The 7,171-nt window shown below is 67.2% G+C and carries 11 protein-coding genes; 9 read left to right on the top strand and 2 right to left on the bottom strand.

Annotation, left to right across the window (positions count from 1 at the left end; translation table 11 throughout):
* Positions 1-70 precede the first annotated feature (70 nt).
* Positions 71-1,036 (bottom strand): 1-aminocyclopropane-1-carboxylate deaminase/D-cysteine desulfhydrase, encoded by a 966-nt coding sequence (locus QSK21_RS35495; protein ID WP_285702152.1) that lies wholly within the window; start codon positions 1,034-1,036, stop codon positions 71-73.
* Positions 1,011-1,364 (bottom strand): GntR family transcriptional regulator, encoded by a 354-nt coding sequence (locus QSK21_RS35490; RefSeq protein WP_285702151.1) that lies wholly within the window; start codon positions 1,362-1,364, stop codon positions 1,011-1,013. The genes QSK21_RS35495 and QSK21_RS35490 overlap by 26 nt, the downstream gene beginning before the upstream one ends.
* Positions 1,365-2,220: 856 nt before the next feature.
* Here QSK21_RS35490 and QSK21_RS35485 point away from each other — a divergent pair.
* From QSK21_RS35485 to QSK21_RS35445, 9 genes are all read left to right on the top strand, one after another.
* Positions 2,221-2,562 (top strand): hypothetical protein, encoded by a 342-nt coding sequence (locus tag QSK21_RS35485; RefSeq protein WP_285702150.1) that lies wholly within the window; start codon positions 2,221-2,223, stop codon positions 2,560-2,562.
* Between the two features lie 3 nt (positions 2,563-2,565).
* A complete protein-coding gene (locus tag QSK21_RS35480) occupies positions 2,566-2,766 on the top strand; it encodes a hypothetical protein (RefSeq protein ID WP_285702149.1) in 201 nt (66 codons plus the stop codon).
* 316 nt (positions 2,767-3,082) lie between these two features.
* Positions 3,083-3,571, top strand: coding sequence for a hypothetical protein (locus QSK21_RS35475; RefSeq protein WP_285702148.1), 489 nt, complete (start codon positions 3,083-3,085; stop codon positions 3,569-3,571).
* Between the two features lie 268 nt (positions 3,572-3,839).
* Positions 3,840-4,016, top strand: coding sequence for a hypothetical protein (locus QSK21_RS35470; RefSeq protein ID WP_285702147.1), 177 nt, complete (start codon positions 3,840-3,842; stop codon positions 4,014-4,016).
* Between the two features lie 278 nt (positions 4,017-4,294).
* The gene (locus tag QSK21_RS35465; protein ID WP_285702146.1) at positions 4,295-4,597 is read left to right on the top strand and encodes a hypothetical protein; all 303 of its coding nucleotides are present in this window, start codon (positions 4,295-4,297) and stop codon (positions 4,595-4,597) included.
* The gene (locus QSK21_RS35460) at positions 4,594-4,857 is read left to right on the top strand and encodes a hypothetical protein (protein WP_285702145.1); all 264 of its coding nucleotides are present in this window, start codon (positions 4,594-4,596) and stop codon (positions 4,855-4,857) included. The genes QSK21_RS35465 and QSK21_RS35460 overlap by 4 nt, the downstream gene beginning before the upstream one ends.
* Positions 4,858-4,862: 5 nt before the next feature.
* On the top strand, positions 4,863-5,234 hold the full coding sequence (locus QSK21_RS35455) for a hypothetical protein (RefSeq protein ID WP_285702144.1): 372 nt from the start codon (positions 4,863-4,865) through the stop codon (positions 5,232-5,234).
* A 264-nt stretch (positions 5,235-5,498) separates the two neighbouring features.
* Complete coding sequence (locus tag QSK21_RS35450; protein WP_285702143.1) at positions 5,499-5,804, top strand: hypothetical protein; 306 nt, start codon at positions 5,499-5,501, stop codon at positions 5,802-5,804.
* Positions 5,804-7,018: a hypothetical protein gene (locus tag QSK21_RS35445; RefSeq protein WP_285702142.1), complete on the top strand. Its 1,215-nt coding sequence runs from the start codon at positions 5,804-5,806 to the stop codon at positions 7,016-7,018. Before QSK21_RS35450 ends, QSK21_RS35445 begins: the two co-directional genes overlap by 1 nt.
* Positions 7,019-7,171 lie beyond the last annotated feature (153 nt).

Below are 7,171 nucleotides of genomic sequence, written 5' to 3'. Positions count from 1 at the left end.
CAATCCATACAGGCGGCATTCCAGTATCGGGATGCACAGCCCCGTCACGTTCGAAGGGCTCAACCTGCCCTCAGACACCACCGAGTGACCTCACCGCAGGTGTCCGTGCTACGGGGGGAACCTCACCGGTGATGACGGCCACGACCGTGGAGCCGGGCAGGATGCTGCCGTGCTCCACGTGGTCATAGACGCCGCTCATCATCTTGGCGACGTAGACCCAGTCCAACCAGATCGCGTGACGATCAGCGAAGTCGTCGATGAACGCGTCGAGTTCGGGCCGCCGCTTGGCGTATCCACCGAAATGGTGGTCCAGGTCGATCGACCAGTTGCCCACGACGCGTCCGTAGGTTGCCTCTTGCAGGCGACGTACGTCCGGGATCAGGAAGCTCGCGCCCTTCAAAGCAGCGAACCCGAGCGCACGCTGTCCCTCCGTGAGGCCAGCTGCGATACCGGCGAGGGTGCCGCCTGTACCGACGGCGCAGCAAATGACATCGAATGGCTCGTCGATCTCTTTGGGGATGTCAACGCACCCGCGCACAGCCAGTGCGTTGCTTCCCCCTTCGGGGACGAGGTAGAAGGCGCCGAACTTGTCCCTGAGCTGGTCGATCACCTCTGGCTCATGCTTATGACGGTAGGTCTCGCGGTCCATGTAGTGGAGCCGCATGCCGTAATCTACCGCCGCCTGAAGGGACGGGTTGAGCGGTGTGTGTTCCTCCCCGCGGACGACGCCGATGGTGGACAACCCGAGGTGATGCCCAGCTGCGGCCGTGGCGCGGATATGGTTGGAGTAGGCGCCACCAAACGTGAGCAGCGTGGCGTGGCCTTCCCGCTGGGCGGCGGAGAGGTTGTGCTGGAGTTTCCGCCACTTGTTCCCAGGCACATCGGGGTTGATCAGATCGTCCCGTTTGAGGAGCAGACGGACGTCCCGGGCAGCCAGACGTTCGTCGTGAATCTCCTCCACAGGTGAGGGCAGACGAAGACGCAGCGGCTCAACCGTCGCCGTACCTGGTTCAGGGTTTGCGTTGCTCGAGCTCATTCAAGCGCACCTCCACCTGATCCAGGCGGTCGATGATCCGCTGCAGCATCCCAAACAGTTCCGCCGAGGTCGGTGCTGGCTCCTCCGGTTCACGAAGCACGAAGGTGCCACGAGTAGAGCGTGTTCTGACCAGGCCCTCGCGCGCAAGTACCTTGAGTGCCGCGCGAACCGTGTTGATCGCGACGCCATAGTCCTCAGCCAGGGCGGTCTGGGGCGGCAGCTTGCGCCCCACCGGGAGCCGCCCACTCTTGATACGGCCTCGCAGGTCGTCTGCAATCTGCTCGAACACCGGCCGTGGATCGGCATCGAGGTCAGGGATCTTCGCCACAGTACAAGGCTAGGCCTTTTCATCCATGGCAATCCAGTCTGTACAAGCCGTCTGTCTTGACTCTATTAATAGAAGCTGATTAGGTTGACCTTGTCATCGACTGGTGGCGGACTCCGGCGGTGCTCCACGCACCGCATGATCACAACTTCACATGGCGTTGGCGGCCGAGCGCGGAACCAATAGGTGTCTGGGTCGATTCAGTCCCCGGATGAGCGTCGGTCGTGGCAGCGCCCCGCCAGACAGCGCCCGTGCTGTCTGTCCGTCACGGACCTCACGCCCTGGTTGCGCCGGGTGCGCCGTGACGGGCGGAGAACACGCGGCTCTGCTTTCTCCGCTTCATCACTTGGAGGCGTTCATGACGTCGAGCAACGGTCGTCGCACGTTGCTGGCCAGCCGGATACCTCTTGATCAGATTTCGATGCCGGCCGGGCGTAGCCCTCGGCTGGTGTGTCCGGACTGTGGGACCTGGCAGTCGTGGAAGCGCGGAATGATCAAGGCGCATCCCCTTTGGGAGTCGGAGCCCGCCTCACCAAAATGTCCGGGCTCCCACCAGCGGGTGTTCCTCGACCTCACTTCCGAGCAACTGAGTGAGTTGCGTGCTGGTGCTGCCGCTCACGCCCGCGCCATCGCCCGCAGTCCCCGCGACGGGTACCAGCAGGCACCGCCGGTTCCCCCGGCGGTGCATCAGATCGCGGCCCGCCGCCTACTGAAGGGCCGTGATCGCGGGCCGCTGGATGCGCTGGCAGTCCCGCCCTGACCTTGTCCGATCGCGTTCCCCTTCCTCAGCGCCCCGGCCGGACGTCTGGCCGGGGCGCTGCTTGCTGTTGCCCAATCCGCTGCTGAAAGGAGCATGTTCATGATGGGTGTCGACTGGGACCGGACGCGGGCCGGGTACATCGAGGGCCTGCGGATGCTGGCCGATCTGCTGGAGCGCCAGCCTGACATCCCGCATTACGAGCATGGAGCGATCACGTTCGCGCTCGGCGGGACCGAGGCCGAAGGGTTCGAGGTGATCGAGCGGGCCGCCGCGGCGCTGACGGCGGCCGGTGTGGAGTTCGATCTCAACGTCAGCGCCCAGGGCCGCAGCATCGAGTTCGTTCTCGGCGGGCTGCGGTACAGCTTCTCCAGGCTCACCGACGCCGCCCGGGCCGAGTTTCAGGCCCAGCGTTCCTACCAGAGCAACGTGCAGGTGACCTGAGCCGTGGTGAAGATCCGCCTCGTCGGTCTGCCCGGCGAGGTCCAGTCCGCCGCCGACCGTATCGGTCAGGTGGTGGCGGTGCTGGAGACCTCCAAGCCCTACCCGCGCCGCGGCACCTCGCGGCTGGTCTCGCTCTACCTGGAGGCCGACCTGGGCGCCGACAGCGCGCCCACCCAGAGCGGGGACGGCCACGCCCGTCCCTGACCGTCCGTCCCGGCAACCCCCGGAAGCGCCCGCACCTACCAAGCAACGGCGCCCCCGGGGACCTTCAAGGAAGGAAGTCCCACGATGGCCGACAACCCGACCAAGGGCAAGTCTTCGACCTGGCCCAACGGTGAGCCGCAGAAGATCCGCGACGCCTACGACCAGCAGAGCGGCAAGGGCTCGTCCGGCTCCGGCAAGTAGTAGCCGCTACCCCCTTCCGGTCGTCCAGGCCCGCACCTGTGAGCACGAGGTGCGGGCCTGGACGCGTTCAGGGGGCCAACACCTGTGAGGTCGCGATCGTCGTGACCTACCCGGCATGCCACCGGAGTCACTGACCGCCGAGCTGTCCGAGGAGCAGGAGGCGGTCGTTGCCCAGATGGACGCCGCCGAGTGGCCGGCGACCGCGGAGACCTGGCACTGCCGTGATGTGCTCACCGCCTTTACCCGCTCGACTACCTCCGGCCCGGGGAAGCGTAGCGACCGACCCTCCGGCCAGCCGCCACCTGCCGTAACTAGGCGTCTTTGCGAAAAGCCCCGCAAAACCAGGAAGGAAAGGGACAAACCCATGTCGATGGACGACCTCTACTCGCACTGTCCGAAGTACTACGAGATCTCGCCTCAGGATCCGACGCCGCCGCGCCGACCGGACCGTCTCCCGCCGCGCAACGTGCAGGAAATCATCCTGGAGCTGGCGCAGGACCCTGGGCACGGTCCCGAGCGCATCGAAGCCTACCTGCGGCGCAAGGGTCACAAACTGCCCCTGAACACGATCCGGTACGTCATCGTCCACGGCGTCACATCGTGACATCCGTGTCCCTCAGGTTCCACGTCGAGAGCCCCGTCATGGCCACAGCTGGTGACCAGACCGGATCTGGTGAGGCGAGGGCGCTGGCGTGCCGTGTCTTGTGAACCTCTGGGAAGGGAGAAGAGCCACATGGGCAGCGATGCCTACCTCGACGTGTCGCTGATCCATCCGCACCCGGCCAACATGCGCGAGGACCGACCGCCACTCCGCTCGTACCCGTTCGGCGCCCCCGAGCCGGGGGGCATCGCGTGTCTCGGTTCGGTCACTGGTGCGAGTCCGGTTGTCCGGCGACGCCGACACCGTGACCAGGCTGGCCGAGCGGCTCGCCGAGCACTTCGAGGTTCTGGGCGTCTCCGCGCCCTACAGCGACCGCAGCGACCCCGGTGACCGGCGGTACCTGCTGATCAACTACTCCCGCCAGGCGGACGGGCCGGGCCCGGCGTAGCCGATCCGCGCGGCTTGCGCCCCGACCTCTACTTCATGCGCGGGCCCCGGTCGGTGTCTCCAGCACCGGCCGGGGCCTTTGACCGATCGCATCCCCAGATCCCCTTGGAAGGACCGACCTGCGTACATCATTCCCGACAATGGCGGGTTCGGTGCCGTGCACGCCGACGACGATGACGACAACCCCACCGCCGACAAGTGCAGCACCTGGCCGGGGCGGCGAGCCGAAGAAGGTCCGCGACGCCTACGATGCCCGGCGCGGCAAGTGAGGGGGTAGCCGTGATCATCCCTGTGCGGATGCCCGACGACATTCCGGACTACTCCCGGCTGGCCGAGTGGACGGCGGTCTGCGACTCCTGCCCGGCGCGCACTGCCCTGGGCGAGGTGGCTGACTGGCTGATCTCCCGCACCCAGGACGGCCACATCTACTGCCCACCCTGCGCAGATCACTCCGCCAAGCAGCTGCTCACCACCGTCTTTCCCACTGGCCGCCACCGCCGACCCGCCCGCACTCCAGCACAGCTACGAGAACTGCTCGGCCGCCTGGTCGCACGATTGCCCCGACATGGAGGCAGCTCATGAGCGCAATCGACACCACCCGGGCCCGCCTGGTGGAACGGAACGCCAAGGCGCACCACCTCACCACCCGATCCGAGCGGCGCTGTCCCCTCCACCCCGAGCACGTGATCACTCCCGATCCGACCCCGGTCAAGTGGCGGTGTCCGCTGGGGCATTCGGTCCCGGCCGCCGACATCGACCTGGAGGTCAGCACACCGGCCGGCCCCGAACCACCTGCACGGCAGGGCGACCACGCCAGTCGCGGTAGTCGCTGGCCTGGGTGAGTGCAATGAGTGATTGGAAGCCCGATGGGAGCGGAGTGCGGCCCGGCGGTGATGTGGGCGGCGACGTCCAGGCCACCGAGTCCCACAGCGTCCGCTACCGCCACGTGCGCCACCGCGGCGCGGTCGTCACCGTGTACGTGTTCGGCCAGAGCAGCGACGGCCGCGCCTTCCAGGTCACCACGATGACCGAGCACGTGGTGTGCGACGACGTCGGCGACCCTGGCGGCACCGAACGGTGGGCCGAGATCACCTACGTGACCGGGCCGGAGAAGTACTCCGCCAAGAACATTCACCAGGCCGTCCGGCGGATCGCCGAGCGGCACCGCCCGGACCAGATCCAGTGGGACGGGCGGGCGCCGTGGGAGAAGGACCAGTAAGCACCCGATCGGCGGGGACACCGCACCCGGCCGGACGTGCCCGTGCATCGCCACGGCCGCCCGGGCCGACATCGCGTACACGACGGCCTGCATCTGCCAGGTCGACGGGTGCGGCACGCGCCGTCTGGCCCACAGCGGCGATCTGCGCGGGCTGTACACCGGCGTGTGCTCCAACGGTCACCGGTCCGCCGTGACGGCCACATAGTCAGCGCCCGACCTGGAGGGCCCCTGTTGGATCGAGAACCTTTTCCCAGGGAGAGGACCATGACCAGCAATGCCGTATTCACCGCGGCCGAGCTCAATATGATCGCGCGTGCCTTGCACGTGCGAGCCGACACCTTCGCCCGGGTGGCGATGATGTCGGCCACGGTGCCCGATTACGAGATCGCCACCCGGGCCGCACGCCGCCACCGTGCCCTGGCCAAGCGGATCGCCGCAGCCCGCAGCGGCACGGAACCCGGCCCGCCAGCCGCCGTGATCGCCCCCGACCGCACCGGCAACCGGAACGCCGGTGGATCGCGGGAGGCCGACCGTTCCGCGCCCTGCCCCGGTTCAGGAAGGGAGCGGTAATGGACCGCGTGGATAAGACGGCCGACTGGCCGACCAGCCCGGACGGCGACCGCCACGGTGACGGTGATGGCCGTGGCACGGCGGGCGGGCTCCCCCGTGTCGGGCGGATCACCCTGAGCAAGGGCGGCGAGTGGGCCTGTAAGGCCGTGCTTGCGGTGGTGGGTGCCTTGTACGTGGTGCTGATGGTGGTGTCCTATACCAACGCCAAGACGGCGCTGCTGCAGGCCGGGGAGACCGAGCGGCTGGCGGGCATGCTGCCGCTGGGCTTGGATGTGGCCGGCACGGTGCTGGTGGCGCTGTCGCTGGTGCTGGCGGTCCGCGAGTCCCGTGGTCAGCTGGTCACCCGCCTGTATGGGGTGGTGCTGGTGGCCACCAGCGCCGGGATCGGCGCTTGGTACGGGCACGCGGTCGGCGGTGGCTGGTTCACCTGGTTCGTGGCCGCGCACGCGTTGATGGCGGTCACGCTGGCGGTGTTCGCCGAGTCGGTGGCCTGGCTGTTGCGGGCCCGGATCGACGCCGCGATCGGGGTGGAGCGTGTCCCGATGGTGTTGTGCCTGACCAATCCGGGCGCGTGGCGGGAGGCGAATCTGTACCGGCTGCGGCACCGTTCCCCGGTTTCTTCGGCCCTGGTTTCGCGGGACGAGAAGATCAAGGCGGTTTCCCGGGTGGTGGAGGCCGCTCAGGAAGATGCGGGTTATAAGGGCGGGAAAGCCAAGAAGGTGCGGGCGGCGATCATGCGCGCGTGCCGGGACGGCACCCTACCCGTTGAGGCGATCGAACGGGCTTGTGAGAACGGCCTGGACGAGGCCGCCTCCCGCCGCCTCCTGGTCGACGCCGCGAAGGCGATGATGGCCAGCACCGCGACCGACGCCATTTCCGGGTCGGATCCCCTGGCCGAACTGCTCGGCGGACACGACCAGAAAGCGGCGGGAAAGATCCCAGAAAGCACGACACCCGATCCGACCAGGGATGACGCTCAAGCCGGGAAAGATCAGGGAAAGATTCCAGAAATCACGGGAAAGATTCTGGAACGAGGTCACAACGTCAGCGACGAGCGGATGTCGGAAATTATCGCCTCAGTCGAGGAAGCCTCCGGCAAACCCATGACCATTTCCGAGATCGCGCGCGCGCTGAGCATCAGCACCGCCAGAGCAGCGACCATCCGGAATATCACGCCGAAGGCCAAGCAGAACGGCGGCACACGCCACCGGTGAACCTCTCCCGTAGCCCCTACATGGCCTAGGTCGTGTTTAGAAAGTGGTGTTGGACAGGGCTCGCAGCCAGATGTCGATCGTGGCGACTTGGATGGTGGCTTGGTAGCGGACGGCGAGCTTGTCGTAGCGGGTGGCCACCGCCCGATGTTGCTT

This window comes from Actinomadura sp. NBRC 104412 (assembly GCF_030269515.1).
Taxonomy (GTDB): Bacteria; Actinomycetota; Actinomycetes; order Streptosporangiales; family Streptosporangiaceae; genus Spirillospora.
This window is presented reverse-complemented; position numbering and strand designations above follow the sequence as displayed.